The following is a 22,159-nucleotide window of genomic DNA, read 5'->3' as shown; positions in this document are numbered from 1 at the left end:
GCGGGGTATGAAGTTCATCCTGGGCCTGGGCAAGGCCCTGACGGTGGTTTTCTGGTGGGTGGTGCTGGTCAATCTGTTGATGCCGCAACCCCTGCCGTTCAATCTGCTGATCAATGCGGCAGGCATCACGCTGCTGGGCTTGCACGTGCTGGAGGTGTTTTTCTTCAACGCCAGCCTGCGCGGGCGCAGCCATCGCTGGTTCGATCGCTTGCAGATCCTGCTGACCGGCATCTTCCATGTCATGTCCATTCCCCGTCCGCAGGAGGCTTCGCGCCATGCGTAAGTTGATGTTGCTGGCCGCGCTGGCCACCCCGCTGGCCCAGGCCGAGAGTCTCGAAGTCGCTGCCCATTCGATGCTGCGCCTGCCGAACAAGGCGTCCAGCGTGCACCTGGAGCGCGTGCAGGTGGCTGATTCGGCGACCTTGCTGTTGCCCGCCACGCTCACCACATTGAAGATCGACCACCTCGAACTGGGCCGTGACGCGCGCATCGCCATCGCTCCGGCGCAAAGCGCCTTGAGCATCGAAGCGAGCAGTGCCGTGCTGGGTGTCGGCAGTGAAATCAGCGCGCCGGGAGCGCCGGGCAGCTACGAGCGTGCGGCGCGTCCCGGTCGTGACCTCGACTTGCGCCTGCAAACGCTGGAGGCCGAGCAACTGTCGATCGACGCCCGTGGCGGCGCCGGGGCACCGGGCTATGCCGGCCTCGATGGCGGCAATGGCACGGCCGGAGGGTGTACCTGGGGCACCGCCAGCCGTGGCGCGAACGGTGACAACGGGGGCAATGGGCATGACGGCGCGGCCGGAGGCCGGATTCGCCTGGCCCTGCCGGCAGACTTCCCGCAGGAGCGTATCCAGGTACGCCTCGATGGTGGTGCACCGGGCAAGCCGGGCGCTGCCGGCAAGGCCGGGCAGGGTGGTGCGAGCAAGGGGTGCCTGGTGTATCGCACCGAGGCCGGTGCCAACGGTCGTCCGGGCCTGCCAGGGCAACCGGGGCTTGCCGGTACCGCGGGGGAGTTGATTCTGCAGCGGCTTTGACGGGGAGCGTGTTGCGCTCTCAAGCGTTTGCGTTCCCAAGGGCCGCGTTGCGGCCCCGAGTCAATGACTTCAGAACATGACGCGAGCGCTGGCCACTGCCACCACGGCAATGCCCAGCAGCAGGTTGATCCCCACCATCCGTCGGATCCTGCCCAGCACCCCGGCACCCGCCGGCCAGTCCTCGGCCTGCACCGCAGCGCGCAGTTCTGGCAGCAGCAGCGCCTGCACGCGCAGGAACAAGGCAAACATCACGATCCCGCCGCCCATCATCAGTTGTACATAGCGGGGCGCGGTCTCGAAGCCGGAAAATCGCATGTGCAACATGCCGATACCACTTATCGCCAGCACCGCTATCGCCAGCCAGACCCATCCGAAGAAGCGTCGGAATACTTCCACCCACAGCCGCAGCCGCGCGGGCCCTTCCAGCGCTGCGACCGTTGCCGGGCGCAGTACCAGCCAGGCGAAGAACATCCCGCCAACCCAGACAAGGGCGGCCAGGACATGCAGTGTGTAGGGCAGGGCAAAGGCAAGCATCCGGATCTCCATGCGGCACAAAGGGCAATAGCGGGGTATGATAGCCGCCCCATGCGAAACACTGAAAATATATCCAGCCCTTCGGGCGCCCGCAGACCATGATCAGCAACGAACTCAAAGCCACCATCCAGGGCGCCTATTCGCGTTTTCTCGAAGCCAAGAGCCTCAAGCCGCGTTACGGCCAGCGCCTGATGATCGCCGAAGTGGCCAAGGTACTCGGCGACATCGCCTGCGATGATGAAGGTCGCCGGGCAGGCGAACCTGCCGTGGTCGCGGTCGAGGCCGGCACCGGTACCGGCAAGACGGTCGCCTACAGCCTCGCCGCGATTCCCGCCGCCAAGGCCGCCGGCAAGCGCCTGGTGATCGCCACCGCCACCGTCGCCCTGCAGGAGCAGATCGTCTTCAAGGACCTGCCCGACCTGATGCGCAACAGCGGCCTGAACTTCAGCTTCGCTCTGGCCAAGGGGCGTGGGCGCTACTTGTGCCTGTCCAAGCTCGACGTGCTGCTGCAGGAGGGCCACGCCCAGTCGGCGACCGCCCAGCTGTTCGAAGAAGAAGGCTTCCACATCGAAGTCGACGAGCGCAGCCAGAAGCTGTTCAACAGCATGATCGAGAAACTTGCCGGCAACCGCTGGGACGGCGACCGCGACAGTTGGTCTGAAACCCTCGAGGACCAGGACTGGGCGCGCCTGACCACCGACCACAGCCAGTGCACCGGCCGACATTGTCCGAACTTCCAGCAGTGCGTGTTCTACAAGGCGCGCGAAGGCATGGGCAAGGTCGATGTGATCGTCACCAACCACGACATGGTCCTGGCCGACCTGGCCCTGGGCGGTGGCGCGGTACTGCCCGACCCGCGCGACACGATGTACGTGTTCGACGAAGGCCATCACCTGCCAGACAAGGCCATCGGCCATTTCGCCCATTATTCGCGGCTGCGCTCCACGGCCGACTGGCTGGAGCAGACGGCCAAGAACCTCACCAAGCTGTTGGCCCAGCACCCGTTGCCAGGCGACCTGGGCAAGCTGATCGAGCAGGTGCCGGAGCTGGCGCGGGAAATCCGCACCCAGCAGCAGTTCATGTTCACCCTGTGCGAACAGGTCGCCGATTTCCGGCCCGGTGAAGACATGGAAGGGCGTGATCGCCCGCGCTACCGCTTCGAGGGGGGCGTCGTGCCGGAGCAGATCCGCGAGGTCGGCATCGAGCTGAAAAAGGGCTTCGCCCGCCTCAACGATCTGTTCACCCGGCTTGCCGACCTGTTAAAGGAAGGCATGGACGGTGAGGTCAACATCGGCATCGCCAGCCACCAGGCTGAAGAGTGGTACCCGCTGTTTGGCAGCCTGGTCACCCGTGCCCAGGGCAACTGGGAGCTGTGGACCGCCTTCACCGCCGAAGACCCTGAAGACAGCCCGCCCATGGCGCGTTGGCTGACACTGGCCGAAAGTGGGGCGCTGTTCGACATCGAGGTCAACGCCAGCCCGATTCTCGCCGCCGAAATGCTGCGCCGCAGCCTGTGGAGCGTTGCCCATGGTGCACTGGTCACTTCGGCGACCCTGACTGCGCTGGGCAAGTTCGACCGCTTCCGCATGCGCTCCGGGCTGCCGCGTGATGCGGTGACCTGCGTCGTGCCCAGCCCATTCGTGCATGGCGATGCCGGCTTGCTGCGGGTGCCCGACCTGGGTGCCGACCCGCGCGATGCGGCGGGCCATACTGCGGCGATCATCCGCGAATTGCCGAACATCGTCGAAGAAGCCCGTGGCGCGTTGGTGCTGTTCTCTTCGCGCAAGCAGATGCAGGACGTGTTCGATGGCCTGGACCGCGACTGGCGCAAGCTGGTACTGATCCAGGGCAACCTGTCCAAGCAGGAGACGCTGAACAAGCACAAGGCCCGGGTCGATGACGGTCAGCACAGCGTGTTGTTTGGCCTGGCCAGTTTCGCCGAAGGTGTCGACCTGCCAGGTGCTTATTGCGAGCACGTGGTCATCGCCAAGATTCCGTTCGCCGTGCCGGACGACCCTGTCGAGGCGGCCCTGGCGGAGTGGATCGAGGCGCGTGGCGGTAACCCGTTCATGGAAATCGCCGTGCCCGACGCCTCCCTGCGCCTGATCCAGGCCTGCGGTCGTCTGCTGCGTACCGAGCAGGACCGTGGTGTCATCACCTTGCTCGATCGACGGCTGGTCACCCAGCGCTACGGCAAGGCTATTCTCAATGCGCTGCCGCCCTTCCGGCGGGAGATCCAGTAACGGCCGGAGCACGATGCCCGGCCCGTTGTCCATGACTCGACCAGGTCCATGAGGGCCTTGAAGGAGAGCCACGTCCACATGATCCGCCGTACCTTGCCCGTCGTTTTCACCTTGTTGTTCAGTACCCCGTTGCTGGCAGCCCAGCAGACGTTGTTCAGCTTCGTACGCCCGAGTTCGGTCGTCACCGTGACCACCGAAGACACGGGGATGCCGCAGTACAACGCGGAGCAAACAGCCGAAGGCGAAGTGCTGCGGCGCGTGGTATTCAACCCGGTGGAGCGCCCGACCTTGCGCCTCAGCCCGCAGGCAGGGACCTGGGACTGGTCGACAGGGCAGTTTCTGACGCTACGCCTGCAAAGTGCGATGGACTGGGCCTTGACCGTGGATGTCACGCTGCTGGGCAGCGATGGGCGTACGCTCACCAGCCGCATCGACCTGCCAGCGGGCCCGGCGCAGACGGTGATGGTGCCGCTCAAGGCCAGTTCTCCGTTGAGTCAGGGCATGCGTGCCGGTCCGCCGATGCCTTGGACGTACGAAGGGCAACGCGTGCTGTTGACCAGCAGCGCGGGCGAGATAGATCTCAAACAGGTGGTTTCGATCAGCCTGAGCATTCCCCGACCCAAGGTCGCGCAGAACCTGCTGATCGAAAAGGTCGGGATACAGGATGATGACCAGGCATACCGGGCGGCCTACGGCGATTTGATCGATGCCTATGGCCAGTCCACCCGAGGCCGCTGGCCGGAAAAAATCGTCAACGATGATCAACTCAAGGCCGCCGATGCCCGTGAGCGCCAGCAGCTCAAGGCCTGGCTGGCCGAGCGCGACAAGCAGAAACTGGACACGTACGGCGGCCTGGTGGCCGGACCGACCTTCGAAGCCACCGGCTTCTTCCGCACTGAAAAGCGCGACGGCCGCTGGTTCCTGGTGACCCCGCAGGGGCACCCGTTCTACTCGCTGGGCGTCAACGCGGTGGCCGCCGATGGCGGGCGCACCTACGTCGCGGGCCGAGAATCGATGTTCAAAGGGTTGCCTGGGGAGGGCGATCCGCTCGCGGCGTTCTACGGCCAAGGCAACAATGACGACGGTAATGCATCTTCCCAAGGCCGTGGCTTCAAGCAAGGGCGTTGGTATGACTTCTATGCTGCCAACCTGCAGCGCACCTATGCCAAGCCCTGCGCCCCGGCGCCCGAGGGGCAGCCTCCGGTGGACTGCCCGGCCGCCGGTGTCGATGCCGAGCGCTGGCAGGTGCACAGCCTCGATCGTTTGCAGGCCTGGGGGTTCAACACCCTGGGTAACTGGAGCGATCCGGCCCTGAGCCAGGCCAGGCGCATGCCGTATACCCTGCCGCTGTCGATCGTCGGTGACTATGCCAGTATCAGCACCGGCATGGACTGGTGGGGGCGCATGCCCGACCCGTTCGACCCGCGATTTGCCATGGCTACAGAACGTGCTGTGGCCATTGCCGCGCGGGATCATCGCGACGACCCGTGGCTGATCGGTTATTTCGCTGACAACGAACTGGCCTGGGCGGCGCCGGGTGATGAACCCAAGGCGCGGTATGGCCTGGCTTACGGCACCTTGCGCCTGACCACCGATGTGCCAGCCAAGCGCGCCTTCCTCAAGCAGTTACGTGACAAGTACCGAAACCAGGAGGGGCTGTCGAAGGCGTGGGGTATCGAACTGAAAGCCTGGGAGCTCATGGAGGACCCCGGTTTCGAGGCGCCACTGCCCAACCCTGAGCACCCGGAAATCGAGCGTGACTACCAGTACTTCCAGCAGGTGTTCGCACAGACCTACTTCAAGACCATCTCCGATGCGCTGAAATGGCATGCGCCCAACCATTTGTTGCTGGGTGGACGCTACGCCACCAGTACACCTGAGGCAGTGAAGGCCTGTGCCGAGTTCTGCGATGTGCTCAGCTTCAACTTCTATACCCTCAAGCCCGAAGACGGCTACGACTTCGCCCGGTTGGCCGAGCTGGACAAGCCAGTGCTGGTCTCGGAGTTCCAGTTCGGCTCCCGTGACCGTGGCCCGTTCTGGCCAGGGCCGCTCGAGGTCGCGCGTGAAGAGGACCGTGGGCCTGCCTACGGCAATTTCCTCAAGGCAGCGCTGGCTCAACCGATGATCGTGGGTGCTCACTGGTTCCAATACCTCGACCAGCCAGCCAGCGGGCGTCTGCTCGACGGGGAGAATGGGCATCTGGGCCTGGTCGGTATCACCGACGTGGCGTATCCGGGTTTTGTCGAGGCGGTAAGGCGGAGCAACCAGCAGGCGTTGGAGCAATTGCGCAGGGGGCTCGAGGTCAAGGCGCCCTGAGCGCAGTAGTGGGTTCCGGCTAGTATTCGCCACCCAACCTCTGGGGTATTCCTTACAACCTTCCAGCCACATTCAGTAGGCAAACCCGCCAACTACTGAAACAATGCACGACTTTGTGAGACAGGTCGTACGGAGAGTAGGCGGGTGCAGATCCAGGGTCACTATGAGCTGAAGTTCGAAGCGGTGCGCGACGCGTTTGCTGCATTGTTCGATGATCCCCAGGAGCGTGGCGCGGCGCTGTGCATCCAGGTTGGTGGCGAAACCGTCATCGATCTTTGGGCGGGCAGCGCCGACAAGGACGGCCAGCAGGCCTGGCACAGCGATACCATCGCCAACCTGTTTTCCTGCACCAAGACCTTCACTGCTGTGACTGCGCTGCAATTGGTGGGCGAGGGCAAGCTGGCCCTGGACGTGCCGGTGACCCGTTATTGGCCGGAGTTTGGCCAGGCGGGCAAGGACGGCATTACCCTGCGCCAGTTGTTGAGCCACCGCGCCGGCCTGCCGGCAATCCGTGAGTTGTTGCCGGCCGAGGCCCTCTACGACTGGCAGGTCATGGTCGACGCCCTGGCGGCCGAAACGCCGTGGTGGACCCCTGGCAGCGAGCATGGCTATGCCGCCATCACCTATGGCTGGCTGATCGGCGAACTGATCCGCCGCGCCGATGGCCGTGGCCCGGGTGACTCGATCGTCGCCCGCACTGCGCGCCCGTTGGGCCTGGACTTCCATGTGGGGCTGGCCGATGAAGAGTTCCACCGCGTGGCGCATATCGCCCGTGGCAAGGGTAATCCTGGTGATGCCGCAGCCCAGCGTTTGCTGCAGGTGACCATGCGCGAGCCCGAGGCGTTGTCGACCCGCGCCTTCACCAATCCGCCAGCGATCCTCACCAGCACCAACAAACCCGAGTGGCGACGCATGCAGCAACCGGCTGCCAATGGCCACGGCAATGCCCGCAGCCTGGCGGGCTTCTATGCCGGCCTGCTCGATGGCAGCCTGCTGGAATCCGAACTGCTCGATGAACTGACCCGCGAGCATAGCCTTGGGCAGGATCGCACCCTGTTGACCCAGACCCGTTTTGGCCTGGGCTGCATGCTCGACCAGCCGGATGTCGCCAACGCCACCTTCGGCCTGGGTGCTCGGGCTTTCGGTCATCCGGGGGCGGGTGGATCGGTCGGTTTCGCCGACCCCGAGCACGACGTGGCCTTCGGTTTCGTCACCAATACCCTGGGCCCCTACGTATTGATGGACCCCCGTGCGCAGAAACTGGTGCGGGTACTGGGTAGTTGCCTTTGATCGGGTAATGCGGGTAATGCCCGATTCCTTTGACTATCCTCAATGCCAACGCCTCGTGTGTGTGGGCAAAATTTCTTTCTAATTCATGGTGTATCGCTGATGTCTTCACAAAAAACCTTAGCACTTGCCCTGTGCCTGGCCATGACCGGCTGCGCCAGCCACTCCCAGGACGCTTCGAAGGACGGCGGCCTCAGCTGGTGGCCCTTCGGTTCGGACAAGGTTGCCGAACAGGACGTGAAGGACGCGGTGACCGAGAAGGTCGTCCAGGCCGATGCCAAGTCTGAAAGCAGCAGCCGCTGGTGGTGGCCGTTCGGCTCGAGCGACAAGCAGGCCGAGGCGCCGGCAGTGCCCAAGATCGACCAGAAGGCCACCCAGGCCTGGCTGGACGAGTACGAACCGAAGCTGCGCGAGGCCGCCAAAGACAGCAAGCTTGAAATCGAACGTCGTGACAACGTGCTTGCGGTGACCCTGCCGGTCGACGGCTCCTACAACCCGGACCGCCCGAACATGCTGCTGCCGTCTTCTCTGGGCCCGATCACCCGTGTGGCCAAGATCGTCGAAGGCGACCCGAAGACTGCCGTGCTCGTACTTGGCCATGCCGATACCAGCGGTGTCGCCGTCGCCAACCAGAAGCTCAGCCTCGAGCGTGCCGCGTCGGTCTCGGCGATCTTCCGCTTGAGCGGCTTGCAGCGTGACCGCCTGACCCTCAAGGGCATGGGTGGCGTGATGCCACGCGCGGCCAATGACAGCGTCGAGGGTCGAGCCCTGAACCGCCGTGTGGAAATGCTGCTGACCCCGCAGAACACCATGGTCGCCTTGCTGGCCAAGTACCAGCAAGCAGCCCCGGCGCCGGTACCTGCGGCGATGGTTGCCACCCAGGATGCCAAGGCACCCGCCAAGGCCGCTGATGCCAAGCCCGCCGCGAAGAAGACTGTCGCCAAGGCCGCAGCCAAGCCCGCCGTGAAAAAGCCTGTCGCCAAGGCTGCAGCCAAGCCGGCCGCGAAAAAGCCGGCAACCAAGCCCGCAGCCAAGAAAGCGGCGCCTGCTGCCGACAAGAAAGTCGCCGCCAACAGCCCTGCGAAGACCAATTGATCGTCTAAGGAAACGCAGCCATGACTCAATCCCTGGCCGACATGCGGCGCGACTACACCCGTGATGGCCTGGCCGAGGCCCAGGCACCGGGTGAGCCGTTCGCGCTGTTTCACCATTGGTTCGGCGACGCGGTGAAGACCGAACAGCCGCCCGTCGAGGCCAATGCCATGACCCTTGCCACGGTTGACGGCGAAGGGCGTCCGCATTGTCGGGTGCTGCTGCTCAAGGGACTCGATGAGCGCGGATTCACGTTCTTCACCAACTATGAAAGCGCCAAAGGCCAGCAATTGCTGGTCAATCCGTTCGCTGCGATGACGTTCTTCTGGCCGGCGCTCGAGCGCCAGGTGCGCATCGAAGGGCGAGTGGAAAAAGTCAGCGCAAAAGAGTCGGACGACTACTACCAGGTACGTCCTCTGGGCAGTCGGCTGGGGGCCTGGGCCTCGCCACAGAGCCGAGTGATCGCCGATCGCGCAGCGCTCGAAGGTTTGGTCAAGGCTACCGAGGCGCGGTTCTCCGACACTCAGCCGCATTGCCCGGACCATTGGGGTGGTTACCGCTTGCTACCTGAGCGGATCGAGTTCTGGCAGGGGCGCTCCAGCCGCTTGCACGATCGCCTCAATTACCGGCTGGTCGATGGTCGGTGGCAGCGAGAGCGGTTGGCTCCGTGATTGCCAGGGGGCCGCTTGCGGCCCTCGCCATTACCCGGTACGGCTTGATCTTCATCCCGCCTTCAGCGGCGAAAACACAGTCCAGCGATCCCTGTCATTGCGACGATGAAGTAATCCACGACTATTCTTGGTCTCATTGGTGAAGTGGGCGGCAAGCTGCTTGGCGCCTGTACTCGAGCTGAATGAAAACAATTTAATAACGTTTGTGTCGTGACACCCATCAACACGGGGAGTCTAATGGACACCTGACTTATGGAGATTCCCCATGCGTAAATCCGTTTTGATGGTGGCAAGCTTCACCACCATGGCGCTGTTGCTCGGTGGCTGCCAGTCCAGCCTGACCGGTGACAGTTACTCTCGAGATGAAGCCCGTCGCGTGCAGACTGTGCGCATGGGCACGATCGAATCCCTGCGCCCGGTCAAGATCGAGGGTACCAAGACTCCGATCGGCGGTGGCGCCGGTGCCATTGTGGGTGGCGTCGCGGGCAGCGCCGTAGGGGGTGGTCGCGGCAGTATCGTTGCTGCGGTGATCGGTGCCGTGGCAGGCGGCCTGGCAGGCTCGGCCGCTGAAGAAGGCCTGACCCGCACCCAAGGCGTTGAAATTACCGTGCGTGAAGACGACGGCAGCATGCGCGCCTATGTGCAGCAAGTGCAGCAGAACGAGATCTTCCGCGTTGGTGAGCGTGTGCGCATCATGACCGTCGATGGCACCAGCCGCGTCACTCACTGATTTCGCAGTGCAAAGAAAACCCCGATCCGGCGAGGCCGGTCGGGGTTTTTTTGTGCCTGATGCTATCAGCTGGTTGCAACCGATACTTGTCGCTTGCGGCTGGCCGCCGCAGTCACGGCATAGCCGATCAACGCCGCGAAGAGCGAGCCGGTGAGGATGCCCATGCGGTCCTCCCCGGCATACTCGCTGACACCGGATGGGAAGGCCAGGGAGCCAACGAACAGGCTCATGGTGAAACCGATACCGCACAGAATCGCGACGCCAAACACCTGGCCCCAGTTGGCGCCCGCGGGCAGGGCGGCCAGGCGCAGCTTGATGGCCATCCAGGTCAGGCCGAACACGCCGACCGTCTTACCCAGCAGCAATCCGATGGCGATGCCCATGGGCACCGAATGCGTGAAGCTCTCCGCGCTGGCATTGGTCAGCGATACTCCAGCATTGGCGAACGCGAACAGCGGCAGGATCGCGTAGGCCACCCAGGGGTGTAGCGCGTGCTCCAGGGTGAGTAGTGGAGAGGTATTTTTCTTGTCGCCAGTGCCCAGGGGGATGAACATTGCCAGCGCCACGCCGGCAAGGGTGGCATGGACGCCGCTCTTCAGCACGCAGACCCAAAGCACCAGCCCGACGATCAGGTAGGGCGCAAGTTTCTTCACCCCGAGGCGGTTCATGCCCAGCAGCGCCAGCAGACAAACTCCGGCAAGCATCAATGCCATGTTCGAAAGCTCGCCGGAATAGAACAGCGCGATGATGATGATCGCACCGAGGTCGTCGATGATCGCCAGGGTCATCAGGAACAGTTTGAGCGATACCGGCACACGCTTGCCGAGCAGCGCGAGCACACCAAGGGCGAACGCGATGTCGGTGGCGGTAGGGATGGCCCAGCCAGCCAGTGTGGCGGGGTTATCACGGTTGATGAACCAGTAGATCAGCGCCGGTACCAGCATGCCGCCGACCGCTGCAGTGGCAGGAAGAATGATCTGCGAGGGCTTGGACAACTGGCCTTCGAGTACCTCGCGCTTGACCTCCAGGCCGATCAGCAGGAAGAACAGCGCCATCAGGCCATCGTTGATCCACAACAGCAGCGGCTTGGCGATCTGCAGGGCACCGATCTGCACCGCGACAGGAACGTCGAGAAAGCCCATGTACAGGTGCGACAGGGGTGAGTTGTTGACGATCAGGGCAATGACCGCCGCGATGATGAGCAGCAGGCCGCTGGCAGACTCCAGCTGCAGGAAACGATTGATAAGGCTGCGCACAGGCGAGCGTCTCCAGTACGTATTTGAACGGAACGGGCGTACACCCTAACGTGCAGCGATATTCTTTAAAACAAAAACTATATTCTTTTTTGTTATAAATGATTGCGCTTTGGCTATCTGACACCTGGGCGGAGGTATCCCTCTGGACTCCCAGAATATTCAGGCGACTGCAGAGCCGTTTTACCGTTGAAATCGGCGCTGCAACGCTTTTCTTCCAAACAAGCGTCACGGAGGGGGAGATGGAGACCGCGCATTGGCCTACATCCTGCTCGGATCGTTCACCCGCTCTCAACAGAATTGGGTGTCTGCCTTCTAAGAACATGGCTGGTGAAATTTCAAAAAATCCCACTAATTGTTTGATTTTATTGGCTAATTATTTCAAGGAAACCTAATTGTAATGCGCTCCCAACAGGCTCTGCTGCCACCGATCGGCTGTGGTCCGGCGGTAGAAAACCATTACTTTGGGAGAAGTTGCATGAACGCTATTCACCGCCTGGCACGCTGTCGTTTCGGATTTGCTGCGGGCGCTCTGGGATTGATGATCAGCACCCAGGCAGCAGCCGGTACCGTCACAACCGATGGGGCTGATATCGTCATCAAGACCAAGGGGGGGCTTGAGGTTGCCACGACCGACAAGCAATTCGCTTTTCAGATAGGTGGCCTGTTGCAGGCTGACTACAGCGAGTTCGATGGGATCTATAGCAAGAACGGCAAGCGCGCGAACGAGGCTTTCCTGCGTCGTGCCAGGTTGGAGCTGAATGGCAAGGCCTATGGTGATTGGTCTTATGAGTTCTCCATCGATTTCGCCGACGACGGTGCGACGTCCTGGAAGGAAGCCTCTGTCAGCTACCTGGCGCTGGAGCCGGTGACGATCAAGGTGGGGCGTTTTGATCCCGACTTCGGGCTGGAGCAAGCTACCAGTTCCAAATGGACAACCACCATGGAGCGTAGCCTGCTCGGCGATCTGGCCCCATGGGTAGCCGACCATGCAGACGGCATGGGCGTGCAAGTGAGCGCCAGCACCGATCTGTTCTATGGCGTCGCCAGCGTCAATCGCCCCAAGGGGCAGGAAGACAAGAAGGGCAAGAACACCAACACCTATAACCTCCGCGCCGTCGTCGCTCCTTGGGCCGAGCCTGGCAATGTGCTGCATTTTGGTGTCGATTACGCCATGAGTGATATTGACAAGCTTGCCAGCAACGGTCGTATCCGTTCACGCCTGGGGGCGCGCGCAACCTCCGAGGACGCTGTCAACGGCAATCGCGTGGACCTCGCTCCTGGCGTTGCCGGAGCCTACGAAGGTGATGCGGTCTGGGGGCTGGAAGCCGCCTGGGCGCGGGGGGCTTTGTCGGTGCAGGCCGAGTACCTGCGCCGGGATCTTGATGCAGTATCGGATACCAGGCGCAATGATCGAAAAGCTGAGGGGTACTACGGCCAGTTGGCCTACACCCTCACTGGCGAGCCTCGGGGTTACAAACTCAACGGTGGCAAGTTCGACAAGGTCAAGCCGTCCGACAAGCAACTGGGGGCATGGGAGGTCTTCTACCGCTTCGATGCCGCGCGAGTCGAAGAGCGCGGTTACCTGGATAACCGGACGAAGCTGCACACCTTGGGCGTCAACTGGTATGTAAATGATCAGGTCAAGGTTTCGGCCAATTATGTGAAAACAAACGTCGATGGCATCAGCAACCAGGCCGGTGATGACTCTGGCGACGCCGTGGCGATGCGCCTGCAGTATGTTTTCTGAGCCCTGCACCAGACATGTAGCAGCCCCGGTGCTCCGGGGCTTGCCTGACCGCGAGGAATACCATGATCCGCTTCTGCACTACCGTTTTGGCGCTGTTTCTGCTCTGTACCCAGGCCCGAGCCGATGGCGAGCCTGCCCGCATCGGACAGCTGCTGGAGGTCAACATCGAGCAATTACACCCAACCCAGGCTGTCATCGGATTCGACCAGATCTATTACAAGCTGGGTCGTTATGCCGCCGAGCCGAAAAGGGCCTTCGATGACTATTGTGAAGTCAACGGGCAGGGCGAGGCTCGTGCGGTGGGCAAAGGCGCCGAGTTGAGCAATCCTGACAGCTTTGCCTGTGAGGCCCCCATAGGTACTCGCAAGACTGACATGAAGACGGTCGTCGTCGGCCCGGACGGGCGCCTTTATCTCACCGATGGTCACCATGGTTTCACCAGCCTCGCCGAGTGGGCAGGTCGTGGCTTGAAGGTCTGGGTGAGAGTCACCGACGATTTCAGCGACAGCACCGACCTTGCGCAGTTCTGGCAGCGCATGCAGCAGGCCCGCAAGACCTGGCTGCGCGATGCTGACGGCAAGCCGATCAAACCTACCCAGCTACCCGCCCATGTTGGCTTGAGTGATATGGCCGATGACCCGTATCGGTCCCTGGTGTACTTCGCCCGCAAGGTTGGCTACGACAAACCGCGCTCAGGTGACGTGACGCCTGAGTTTCTCGAGTTTTACTGGGGCAACTGGCTGCGGGGAACGTTGCCGCTGGCAGCTTTCGATCTTGATGAGCGCAGCGGTTATCGGCAGGCGGTTGCCGCAGCCGCCAGGTTGATGGTGACGCTGGCCCCGGACGAGGTTGTTGGCGACAGCGGCTTCACTGCGCGCCAACTGGGTGGTTATCGCAGCGTTGACCGCAAGGAACTGGACAAGACTGCGAGCCGCAAGCTGGGCTATGTGGCCGAGTACCGCAAGAACCGCAGTACTCGGCAATAGCCCGTGCAACTGGCCTGGCTCGGGGCGTCAGGCCTCGATTCCCAGCATGTCGCGCGCGACCGCTTCGGCGATCCGAATGCCATCGACGCCCGCCGACAGGATGCCGCCGGCATAGCCTGCCCCTTCACCGGCCGGGAACAGCCCCTTGAGGTTCAGGCTCTGGTAGTCCTCGCCACGGGTAATGCGCAGTGGCGACGAGGTACGTGTCTCGATGCCGGTCAGCACTGCATCGTGCAGGTTGTAGCCCTTGATCTGGCGATCGAAGGCCGGTAGCGCTTCGCGAATCGCCTCGATGGCGAAGTCGGGCAGGCTGGGAGCCAGGTCACCGAGAGTGACGCCTGGTTTGTAGGAAGGTTCGACGCTGCCCAGCGCCGTGGACGCACGACCTGCGACGAAATCGCCGACCAGTTGCGCCGGCGCCTGGTAGTTGCTGCCGCCCATGACATAGGCGTGGGCTTCCAGGCGTTCCTGCAACTCGATGCCGGCCAACGGGCCGCCCGGGTAGTCACGCTCAGGGTCGATGCCCACGACGATGCCCGAGTTGGCATTGCGCTCATTGCGCGAATACTGGCTCATGCCGTTGGTGACTACCCGCCCCGGCTCGCTGGTGGCGGCGACCACGGTACCGCCCGGGCACATGCAGAAGCTGTAGACCGAGCGGCCGTTCTTGGCGTGGTAGACCAGTTTGTAGTCGGCGGCGCCGAGTTTGGGATGCCCGGCGTACTTGCCCAGGCGCGCCTTGTCGATTAGCGATTGCGGGTGCTCGATACGGAAGCCCACCGAGAAGGGCTTGGCCTCCATGAACACACCCCTGGCGTGGAGCATACGGAAGGTGTCGCGGGCACTGTGCCCCAGGGCCAGCACCACATGGCGCGAGTGCAGCTGTTCGCCGCTTTCCAGAACGACACCGGTGAGCTGTTCGCCATCGACCAGCAGGTCGGTGACCTTCTCCTGGAAGCGGATTTCACCGCCCAGGGCAATGATCTCCTCACGCATCTTCTCGACCATGCTGGTCAGGCGGAAGGTGCCGATGTGCGGCTTGTTGATGTAGAGGATTTCCTCCGGTGCGCCTGCCTTGACGAATTCTTCGAGCACCTTGCGGCCATGGTGCTGCGGGTCCTTGATCTGGCTGTACAGCTTGCCGTCGGAGAAGGTGCCGGCGCCGCCTTCGCCGAACTGCACGTTGGATTCGGGGTTGAGCACGCTCTTGCGCCACAGGCCCCAGGTATCCTTGGTGCGCTGGCGTACTTCCTTGCCGCGCTCAAGCACGATCGGCTTGAAGCCCATCTGCGCCAGCAGCAGGCCTGCAAAGATACCGCACGGGCCGAAGCCGACCACGATCGGACGTTGCTGAAGATCGGCCGGGGCATGCCCGACGAACTTGTAGCTGACGTCCGGCGCCACGCTGATATTGCGATCATCGGCGAACTTGTGCAGAAGCTCGGCTTCGTTGCTGGTTTCAAGGTCGATGGTGTAGATGAACAGCAGTTCGCTGTTCTTCTTGCGTGCGTCGTAGCTGCGCTTGAACAGGTTGAAGCCGAGCAGTTGCTCGTCGCGGATCCCCAGGCGCTGGACGATAGCCTCGCGCAAGGCTTCGTCGGGATGGTCCAGGGGCAGCTTCAGTTCGGTGATTCGTAGCATGGCAGGGTCCAGTATCCCGGCCATGGGCGGCCGGCGGCTTTACTCAAACCGCCAAGTATAAGCTGTTCGCCGCCCCGACTGGCAGGATAAAAGTACCCGATGATCAGTTGTCGCGCGCACCGCCGTAGTAAGCACAGCCTTGCAGGGCCTGGCCATCGATGCGCAGTTCGGCGCGCAGGTGACGCACGGCGCCAGTGCCAGGCTCCACGCAGCGCTGCGGCGCGACCCACAACTCGACGCGCTGGCCGTTGGCTTCGCTGGACAGGCTCAGGCCGCCGCCGGGCATCTGCTCTTCGAGGAAGGGCAGCGGCAGCGGATCCTTGCCTTCACGGTTGATCACCATGCCCTTGCCGCTGGCCTTGATGTCCCAGTCGGGTGCGTGCCCGCCGGCACGCAGGGTCAGTTGCTTGAAGTTGGGGTCTTCGCAGGCACTGGCGGAGGCTTCGACTCGGTACAGCCGGGTAACGTCCAGCTGGCCGTCACTGTTGGCCTCGCGACTGCCGGCCAGGCGCCCGCGGATATCGGCGAACAGCGTGGTCTTGGGGCCACTGGCGAGGTTGGCGGCTTCCTGCAGGATGCCGGTTCCAGCGGCATCCTTGACCACGAAGCGACGAGCCTCGCTGCAGGGCTTGAACAGCAACTGGCCATTGGCTGCACTGAGTTCGCCTTGCATGCGGGTAGTGCCGACGTTCGGGTCGCTTGGTTGCTCGGCGAGCATCTGGCAGCCGGCGAACAGGGGCAGCAGGGCGGCGAGCAGCAGGGGAGGGGTGAGACGCATCGTGCAGACTCCGGGGTCGCGGGTATCGAGGGGAGTCACGTTACCCAGCGAGCGTTGGCTTCACAAGGGTCATCACCCAGTGTCGTATTTCGCGGGATCATGAAAAAAGGGCCCGCAGGCCCTTTGATCATTCAACCACCCAGGTACGCGTCACGCACCTTCGGATCGGTCAGCAATGCCTCACCAGTCCCTTGCATCACCACCTTGCCGTTCTCCAGCACATAGGCGCGGTCGGCGATCTTCAGCGCCTGGTTGGCGTTCTGCTCTACCAGGAACACCGTCACGCCATCACGGCGCAGCTGTTCGATGATGTCGAAGATCTGCTGGATGATGATCGGCGCCAGGCCCAGCGACGGCTCGTCGAGCAGCAGCAGCTTGGGTTTGCTCATCAGCGCCCGGCCGATGGCCAGCATCTGCTGCTCGCCGCCGGACATGGTGCCGCCGCGCTGGGTGAAGCGCTCCTTCAGGCGCGGGAACAGTTGCAGGACCTTGTCCATCTGCTCCTGGTAATCGCCCTTGTCGGTGAAGAAACCGCCCATGGCCAGGTTTTCCTCGACGGTCAGGCGGGCGAACACGCGGCGGCCTTCCGGCACCACCGCGATGCTCTTGCGCATGATGTGCGAGGAGGGCTGGCCGACCAGCTCTTCGCCCAGGTACTTGATGCTGCCGCTGTGTGCCTGCGGCGAGCCGCACAGGGTCATCAGCAGGGTCGACTTGCCGGCGCCGTTGGCGCCGATCAGCGTGACGATCTCGCCCTGGTTGATTTCCACGTTGACGCTGTGCAGCGCCTGGATCTTGCCGTAGAAAGTGGAAACGTTCTCGAACTTCAGCATTTACGCTTCCCCCAGGTAGGCCTTGATCACATCAGGGTTGCCGCGGATTTCCTCCGGCGTGCCATCGGCCAGGGGCGTGCCCTGGTTGATCACCACGATGTGGTCGGAAATGCTCATCACCAGTTTCATGTCGTGCTCGATCAGCAGCACGGTCACGTTGTGGGATTCGCGCAGGTAGCCGATGAGGGCCTTGAGGTCTTCGGTTTCCTTGGGGTTCAGGCCTGCTGCCGGTTCGTCGAGCATGATGATCCGTGGCTGGGTCATCATGCACCGGGCGATTTCCAGCCGGCGCTGCTGGCCGTAGGCGAGGGTGCCGGCGGTACGGTTGGCGAACTCGGTCAGGTTGACCTTCTCCAGCCAGTACTGGGCCCGCTCCATGGCTTCCTTCTCGCTGCGGCGGAACGCCGGGGTCTTGAACAGGCCTGCGAAGAAGTTGGTGTTCAGGTGGCGGTGTTGGGCAATCAGCAGGTTTTCCAGCGCGGTCATTTCCTTGAACAGACGTACGTTCTGGAAGGTCCGCACCACGCCCTTGCGGGCGATCTGGTGGCCGGCCAGGCCCTGGATCGGCTGGCCGTCGAGCAGGATGGTGCCGCCACTTGGCTTGTAGAAGCCGGTCAGGCAGTTGAACACGGTGGTCTTGCCGGCGCCGTTCGGACCGATCAGGGCCACCACCTGTTTTTCCTTGACGGTCAGGCCCACGCCGTTGACCGCCAACAAGCCGCCGAAGCGCATGCTCAGGCCGCTGACTTGCAGAATTTCGCGGCTCATCGACGCAGCTCCATGTGTGGACGTTGCATAGGCAGCAGGCCTTGCGGACGCCAGATCATCATCAACACCATCAGCGCACCGAACATCAGCATCCGGTATTCGCTGAACTCACGCATCAGCTCAGGCAGCAGGATCATCACGATGGCCGCGAGAATCACGCCCAACTGAGAGCCCATGCCGCCAAGCACGACGATGGCGAGGATGATCGCCGACTCGATGAAGGTGAACGACTCCGGTGTCACCAGCCCCTGGCGCGCGGCGAAGAAGCTGCCGGCGAAACCTGCGAAGCAGGCGCCCAGGGTGAAGGCCGAGAGCTTGATCACGGTAGGGTTCAGGCCCAGCGCGCGGCAGGCGATCTCGTCTTCGCGCAGCGCTTCCCAGGCACGCCCGATCGGCATGCGCAGCAGGCGGTTGATCACGAACAGCGCGAGCAATGCCAGCAGCAGGGCGACCAGGTAGAGGAAGATGACCTTGTTGATCGAGTTGTATTCCAGCCCGAAGAACTCATGGAAGGTCTGCATGCCCTCTGCCGCACGGCGTTCGAAGGTGAGCCCGAAGAACTCGGGTTTGGGGATGTTGCTGATGCCGTTGGGGCCGCCGGTCCAGTCGGTGAGGTTACGCAGGAACAGGCGAATGATTTCGCCGAAGCCGAGCGTGACGATCGCCAGGTAGTCGCCGCGCAGGCGCAGTACCGGGAAGCCGAGCAGGAAACCGAAGGTTGCGGCCATGAGGCCCGCGATCGGCAGGCAGACCCAAAAGCTCCAGCCCAGGTAGTGCGAGAGCATGGCGTAGCTGTAGGCACCGACGGCGTAGAAACCGACGTAACCCAGGTCGAGCAGGCCGGCCAGGCCGACCACGATGTTCAGGCCCAGGCCCAGCAACACGTAGATCAGGATCAGGGTGGCGATGTCGACCGCGCCGCGCGAGCCGAAGAACGGCCAGATCAGGGCGGCCACGATCAGGCCGAGGATGATCCAGCGCTGGGTCTTGGGCAGGGTCAGGAAGTTGCTCACCGAAGGCGGGATCAGTTTGCGATCGGAACGCCCACCCATCACTGAGCTCCACTGCTTGTCGAACAGCACACGCAGGAACATCAGTATCGAACACACGGCAATGATGCTGATGGTGAAGCTGCCCTGGCTGTGCACGATCAGGCTGATGCCATCGATGCTCAGCTTCAGGCCCAGCACCGGGAAGGCGACGGCCCAGACCAGCAAGGCGCTGAAGAACGCCTGTTTGAGATTTCTGTTCATACTTTTTCAACCTCCGGACGGCCCAGGATGCCGGTCGGCCGGAACAGCAAGACGAGAACCAACAAGCCAAACGCCACCACATCCTTGTACTGGTCGCCGAAGATGTCGGCGCCGAAGGCTTCGGCCACACCCAGCACCAGCCCGCCGAGCATGGCGCCCGGGATGCTGCCGATGCCGCCCAGAACCGCTGCGGTGAAGGCTTTAAGGCCTACCAGGAAGCCGGCGTTGGGGTTGATCACCCCGTACTGCATGCTCAGCAGCACGGCCGCCACGGCTGCCAGGGCGGCGCCGATGACGAAGGTCAGGGCAATGATGTTGTTGGTGTTGATGCCCAGCAGGTTGGCCATCTTGATGTCCTCGGCGCAGGCGCGGCAGGCGCGGCCCAGACGGGAACGGGAGATGAACAGGGTCAGGCAGGTCATGGCCACCAGCGTGACGACGAATACCAGGACCTGCATGTAGGACACCAGCACTTCCTCCGCACCGCCCGGGCCGAACGAGAAGGCGCCCGGAATCAGGTTGGGGATGGATTTGTCCTTGGAATCCTGCGACAGGAGCACGGTGTTCTGCAGGAAGATCGACATGCCGATGGCGGAAATCAGCGGGATCAGGCGGTTGCTGTTACGCAGCGGCCGGTAGGCGACCCGTTCGATGCTGTAGCCGTAGGCACTGGTCACGCAGATGGTGGCGACGAAGGCCACGGTCATGAGGATCGGCAGCGAGTGGATACCCATCATGGCCAGGCCCGCGAGGGCGATGAAGGCCACGTAGGATCCGATCATGTACACCTCGCCATGGGCGAAGTTGATCATCCCGATGATGCCGTACACCATCGTGTAACCGATGGCGATCAAGGCATAGGTGCTGCCGATGGTCAATCCATTAACCAGTTGTTGGAAGAAATGGTAGATCTCAGGCATTACAGCGCTCCTAAAAACCTGATTTGCATTTCGCTGGCGGGCGATGGGCCCGGCCCGTTTCGTGGTCTTCGCCAAGTCAGTGGGCACAGCCAGGAAACCGCGGGTGACGGTTTTAAGATTTTCAGGTGAACCGGCTCCCGGATCGCGGGAATCAAGTCCATGAACCTCGTAAAACAAAGCCCACTGCTCGCACAGTGGGCTTCTCGGTCAGCTATTAGTCACGCAGTTACTGAGGGGAGACTTCGGTCTTCGGCTTGCCGAAGTGCCATTCGTAGACCACGAACTTGAAGTCTTTCAGGTCGCCTTTCTCGTCGTAGGACAGCTCGCCGGTCGGGGTCTTGAACTTGCCGGCGTGGATGGCGGCTGCCACCTTGTCGGTGTCTTCGGACTTGGCGGCTTCGATACCCTTGGCGATCAGCTCGACAGCGGAGTAGGCCGGGAACACAAACGGACCGCTAGGATCCTTGCCGTCAGCCTTGATGGCATCGACGATGGCCTTGTTCTCAGGGTCAGCGTCGAACGACTTCGGCAGGGTGACCAGCAGACCTTCCGAAGCGCCCTGGGCGATCTGCGAGATGGAGTCGTTGCCGACACCTTCCGGACCCATGAACTTGGCTTTCAGGCCCTTCTCTTGCGCCTGGCGCAGGATCAGGCCCAGCTCTGGGTGGTAGCCACCGTAGTAGACGAAGTCGACGTTGTTCTGCTTGAGCTTCTGGATGATCGAGGAGAAGTCCTTGTCACCGGCGTTCAGGCCTTCGAAGACGGCGACCTTGGTGCCTTTCTTCTCGAGGGTCTGCTTGACCGCGGTGGCGATGCCTTCACCGTACTGCTGCTTGTCGTGCAGGACGGCAACGACCTTGGGCTTGACGTGGTCGGCAATGTAGTTGCCGGCTGCCGGGCCCTGGGCGCTGTCCAGACCGATGGTGCGGAAGATCAGCTTGTAGCCACGGGCGGTGATTTCCGGGGAGGTGGCGGCGGGGGTGATCATGATCACGCCTTCGTCTTCGTAGATGTCGGACGCAGGCTGGGTGGAGCTGGAGCACAGGTGGCCGATGACGAACTTGACGCCGTCGTTGACCACTTTGTTGGCGACTGCAACGGCCTGTTTCGGGTCGCACGCGTCGTCATATTCCTTGGCCTCGAGCATCTTGCCGTCGACGCCACCCTTGGCGTTGATGTCTTTGATGGCCTGTTTGGCGCCGATGAACTGCATGTCGCCGTACTGGGTTACCGGACCGGTCTTGGGACCGGCGATGCCGATCTTGATGGTATCGGCGGCAAACGAATGGCTGGCTACCCCGGCCAGGACCATTGCGGCGAACAGCTTGGAAATCTTGATCATAGTGCTCCACTCATTCTGTTGTAATTCTTATAGTCCTGGCGGCCAGGGCTACAGACCGGGCGGGATTTGCGGCACGCTCGTGCCATGTCGCAAGCCCACCTTCCCCGGAACATGTCCCGGAACTGTACCGGTACAGTGTAGAGCGCTGTCCGAGCGCTTGAAAAGCGGGCAAAAAGCGCCTGTTTCCCGGGGTGTCGCATGATCGACATAAAGATACAGAAAAGCGCCATCACTTTGCCTCTATCCCGGGCCCAACCCCATACAACCGGGGCCCGTCGATCAAATTACGTATTTGAAACCGGGTTTTTCTGCAAAAATGCCGGCCTTTTCAAACGGCCATTCTGTCGGCAGGAACCCCCATGACTGATCACACAAGCACCCTCTATGCCAAATTGCTCGGCGAGACCGCGATTATCGAGTGGAAAGCCTTGGAGCGTTTCTGGGCCAAGGGTGACCTGATTTGGGTCGACTCCAGCCTGGACCTGATCGCCGTTGCCGAGGCGATGGCCGAGAATCGCAGCGAAATCTTCGCCAAGTGGCGTAATGATGGCGTTGTCGGACCGCTCACTGCAGAGCAGGCGCTAGACCTGCAAACCCGTGATCCTGAGATCTGGGCGGTGGTGGTTTCGCCGTTCATCGTGATCCAGGTGAAGAAAGCGGAATAATAGCGGGCGTTTTTAGTGCGAAAAAGCAGTTGATCGCACCTTGTTGGTGCGTGTTGACGCTGA

General features: G+C 62.4%; 20 protein-coding genes. 11 read left to right on the top strand and 9 right to left on the bottom strand.

The features are described from left to right. The first annotated feature begins 7 nt into the window (after window positions 1–7). Window positions 8–283: a DUF1145 domain-containing protein gene (locus APH44_RS05875; RefSeq protein WP_054891766.1), complete on the top strand. Its 276-nt coding sequence runs from the start codon at window positions 8–10 to the stop codon at window positions 281–283. Next, entirely contained in the window at window positions 276–1,034 is a 759-nt protein-coding gene (locus APH44_RS05870; protein WP_054891765.1) for a hypothetical protein, read from the top strand. Before APH44_RS05875 ends, APH44_RS05870 begins: the two co-directional genes overlap by 8 nt. Window positions 1,035–1,103: 69 nt before the next feature. Here the strand turns inward: APH44_RS05870 and APH44_RS05865 are convergent, their stop codons facing one another. Further along, window positions 1,104–1,568, bottom strand: coding sequence for a CopD family protein (locus tag APH44_RS05865; protein ID WP_054891764.1), 465 nt, complete (start codon window positions 1,566–1,568; stop codon window positions 1,104–1,106). Window positions 1,569–1,666: 98 nt separating this feature from the next. Here APH44_RS05865 and dinG point away from each other — a divergent pair, with 98 nt between their 5' ends. From dinG to APH44_RS05835, 6 genes are all read left to right on the top strand, one after another. Then, window positions 1,667–3,811 carry an ATP-dependent DNA helicase DinG gene (gene dinG, locus APH44_RS05860; protein ID WP_054891763.1) on the top strand — a complete coding sequence of 715 codons (2,145 nt, stop codon included), beginning with the start codon at window positions 1,667–1,669 and terminating at the stop codon, window positions 3,809–3,811. 78 nt (window positions 3,812–3,889) lie between these two features. Then, complete coding sequence (locus APH44_RS05855) at window positions 3,890–6,127, top strand: beta-galactosidase (protein ID WP_054891762.1); 2,238 nt, start codon at window positions 3,890–3,892, stop codon at window positions 6,125–6,127. 144 nt (window positions 6,128–6,271) lie between these two features. After that, the gene (locus tag APH44_RS05850) at window positions 6,272–7,417 is read left to right on the top strand and encodes a serine hydrolase domain-containing protein (RefSeq protein WP_054891761.1); all 1,146 of its coding nucleotides are present in this window, start codon (window positions 6,272–6,274) and stop codon (window positions 7,415–7,417) included. A gap of 99 nt (window positions 7,418–7,516) precedes the next feature. Continuing rightward, window positions 7,517–8,509: an OmpA family protein gene (locus APH44_RS05845; protein ID WP_054891760.1), complete on the top strand. Its 993-nt coding sequence runs from the start codon at window positions 7,517–7,519 to the stop codon at window positions 8,507–8,509. Between the two features lie 20 nt (window positions 8,510–8,529). Then, window positions 8,530–9,177, top strand: coding sequence for a pyridoxamine 5'-phosphate oxidase (gene pdxH, locus APH44_RS05840; protein WP_054891759.1), 648 nt, complete (start codon window positions 8,530–8,532; stop codon window positions 9,175–9,177). A gap of 265 nt (window positions 9,178–9,442) precedes the next feature. Further along, window positions 9,443–9,907, top strand: a complete 465-nt coding sequence (locus tag APH44_RS05835) for a glycine zipper 2TM domain-containing protein (protein WP_054891758.1) — start codon at window positions 9,443–9,445, stop codon at window positions 9,905–9,907. A 65-nt stretch (window positions 9,908–9,972) separates the two neighbouring features. Here APH44_RS05835 and nhaA read toward each other — a convergent pair whose 3' ends face one another. After that, window positions 9,973–11,163, bottom strand: coding sequence for a Na+/H+ antiporter NhaA (gene nhaA / locus APH44_RS05830; RefSeq protein WP_054891757.1), 1,191 nt, complete (start codon window positions 11,161–11,163; stop codon window positions 9,973–9,975). A 493-nt stretch (window positions 11,164–11,656) separates the two neighbouring features. Here nhaA and APH44_RS05825 point away from each other — a divergent pair, with 493 nt between their 5' ends. Further along, window positions 11,657–12,910: a porin gene (locus APH44_RS05825; protein ID WP_054891861.1), complete on the top strand. Its 1,254-nt coding sequence runs from the start codon at window positions 11,657–11,659 to the stop codon at window positions 12,908–12,910. 62 nt (window positions 12,911–12,972) lie between these two features. Continuing rightward, window positions 12,973–13,896 (top strand): ParB/Srx family N-terminal domain-containing protein, encoded by a 924-nt coding sequence (locus APH44_RS05820; protein ID WP_054891756.1) that lies wholly within the window; start codon window positions 12,973–12,975, stop codon window positions 13,894–13,896. Between the two features lie 27 nt (window positions 13,897–13,923). Here APH44_RS05820 and APH44_RS05815 read toward each other — a convergent pair whose 3' ends face one another. The 7 genes from APH44_RS05815 to APH44_RS05785 form a co-directional block, all read right to left on the bottom strand. Beyond that, complete coding sequence (locus APH44_RS05815; protein WP_054891755.1) at window positions 13,924–15,537, bottom strand: NAD(P)/FAD-dependent oxidoreductase; 1,614 nt, start codon at window positions 15,535–15,537, stop codon at window positions 13,924–13,926. A 103-nt stretch (window positions 15,538–15,640) separates the two neighbouring features. Continuing rightward, a complete protein-coding gene (locus APH44_RS05810; RefSeq protein ID WP_054891754.1) occupies window positions 15,641–16,315 on the bottom strand; it encodes a COG3650 family protein in 675 nt (224 codons plus the stop codon). A 131-nt stretch (window positions 16,316–16,446) separates the two neighbouring features. Continuing rightward, complete coding sequence (locus APH44_RS05805) at window positions 16,447–17,148, bottom strand: ABC transporter ATP-binding protein (RefSeq protein WP_054891753.1); 702 nt, start codon at window positions 17,146–17,148, stop codon at window positions 16,447–16,449. Continuing rightward, complete coding sequence (gene livG, locus APH44_RS05800) at window positions 17,149–17,916, bottom strand: high-affinity branched-chain amino acid ABC transporter ATP-binding protein LivG (RefSeq protein ID WP_054891752.1); 768 nt, start codon at window positions 17,914–17,916, stop codon at window positions 17,149–17,151. Then, complete coding sequence (locus tag APH44_RS05795; RefSeq protein ID WP_054891751.1) at window positions 17,913–19,169, bottom strand: high-affinity branched-chain amino acid ABC transporter permease LivM; 1,257 nt, start codon at window positions 19,167–19,169, stop codon at window positions 17,913–17,915. Before APH44_RS05795 ends, livG begins: the two co-directional genes overlap by 4 nt. Then, the gene (livH, locus tag APH44_RS05790) at window positions 19,166–20,089 is read right to left on the bottom strand and encodes a high-affinity branched-chain amino acid ABC transporter permease LivH (protein ID WP_054891750.1); all 924 of its coding nucleotides are present in this window, start codon (window positions 20,087–20,089) and stop codon (window positions 19,166–19,168) included. The genes APH44_RS05795 and livH overlap by 4 nt, the downstream gene beginning before the upstream one ends. A 226-nt stretch (window positions 20,090–20,315) precedes the next feature. Then, window positions 20,316–21,431 (bottom strand): branched-chain amino acid ABC transporter substrate-binding protein, encoded by a 1,116-nt coding sequence (locus APH44_RS05785; protein WP_054891749.1) that lies wholly within the window; start codon window positions 21,429–21,431, stop codon window positions 20,316–20,318. Between the two features lie 359 nt (window positions 21,432–21,790). Here APH44_RS05785 and APH44_RS05780 point away from each other — a divergent pair, with 359 nt between their 5' ends. Continuing rightward, the gene (locus tag APH44_RS05780; RefSeq protein ID WP_054891748.1) at window positions 21,791–22,096 is read left to right on the top strand and encodes a DUF2288 domain-containing protein; all 306 of its coding nucleotides are present in this window, start codon (window positions 21,791–21,793) and stop codon (window positions 22,094–22,096) included. Window positions 22,097–22,159 lie beyond the last annotated feature (63 nt).

The organism is Pseudomonas sp. NBRC 111143 (assembly GCF_001320965.1).
In the GTDB taxonomy this organism is placed as follows: domain Bacteria; phylum Pseudomonadota; class Gammaproteobacteria; order Pseudomonadales; family Pseudomonadaceae; genus Aquipseudomonas; species Aquipseudomonas machongensis.
This window is presented reverse-complemented; position numbering and strand designations above follow the sequence as displayed.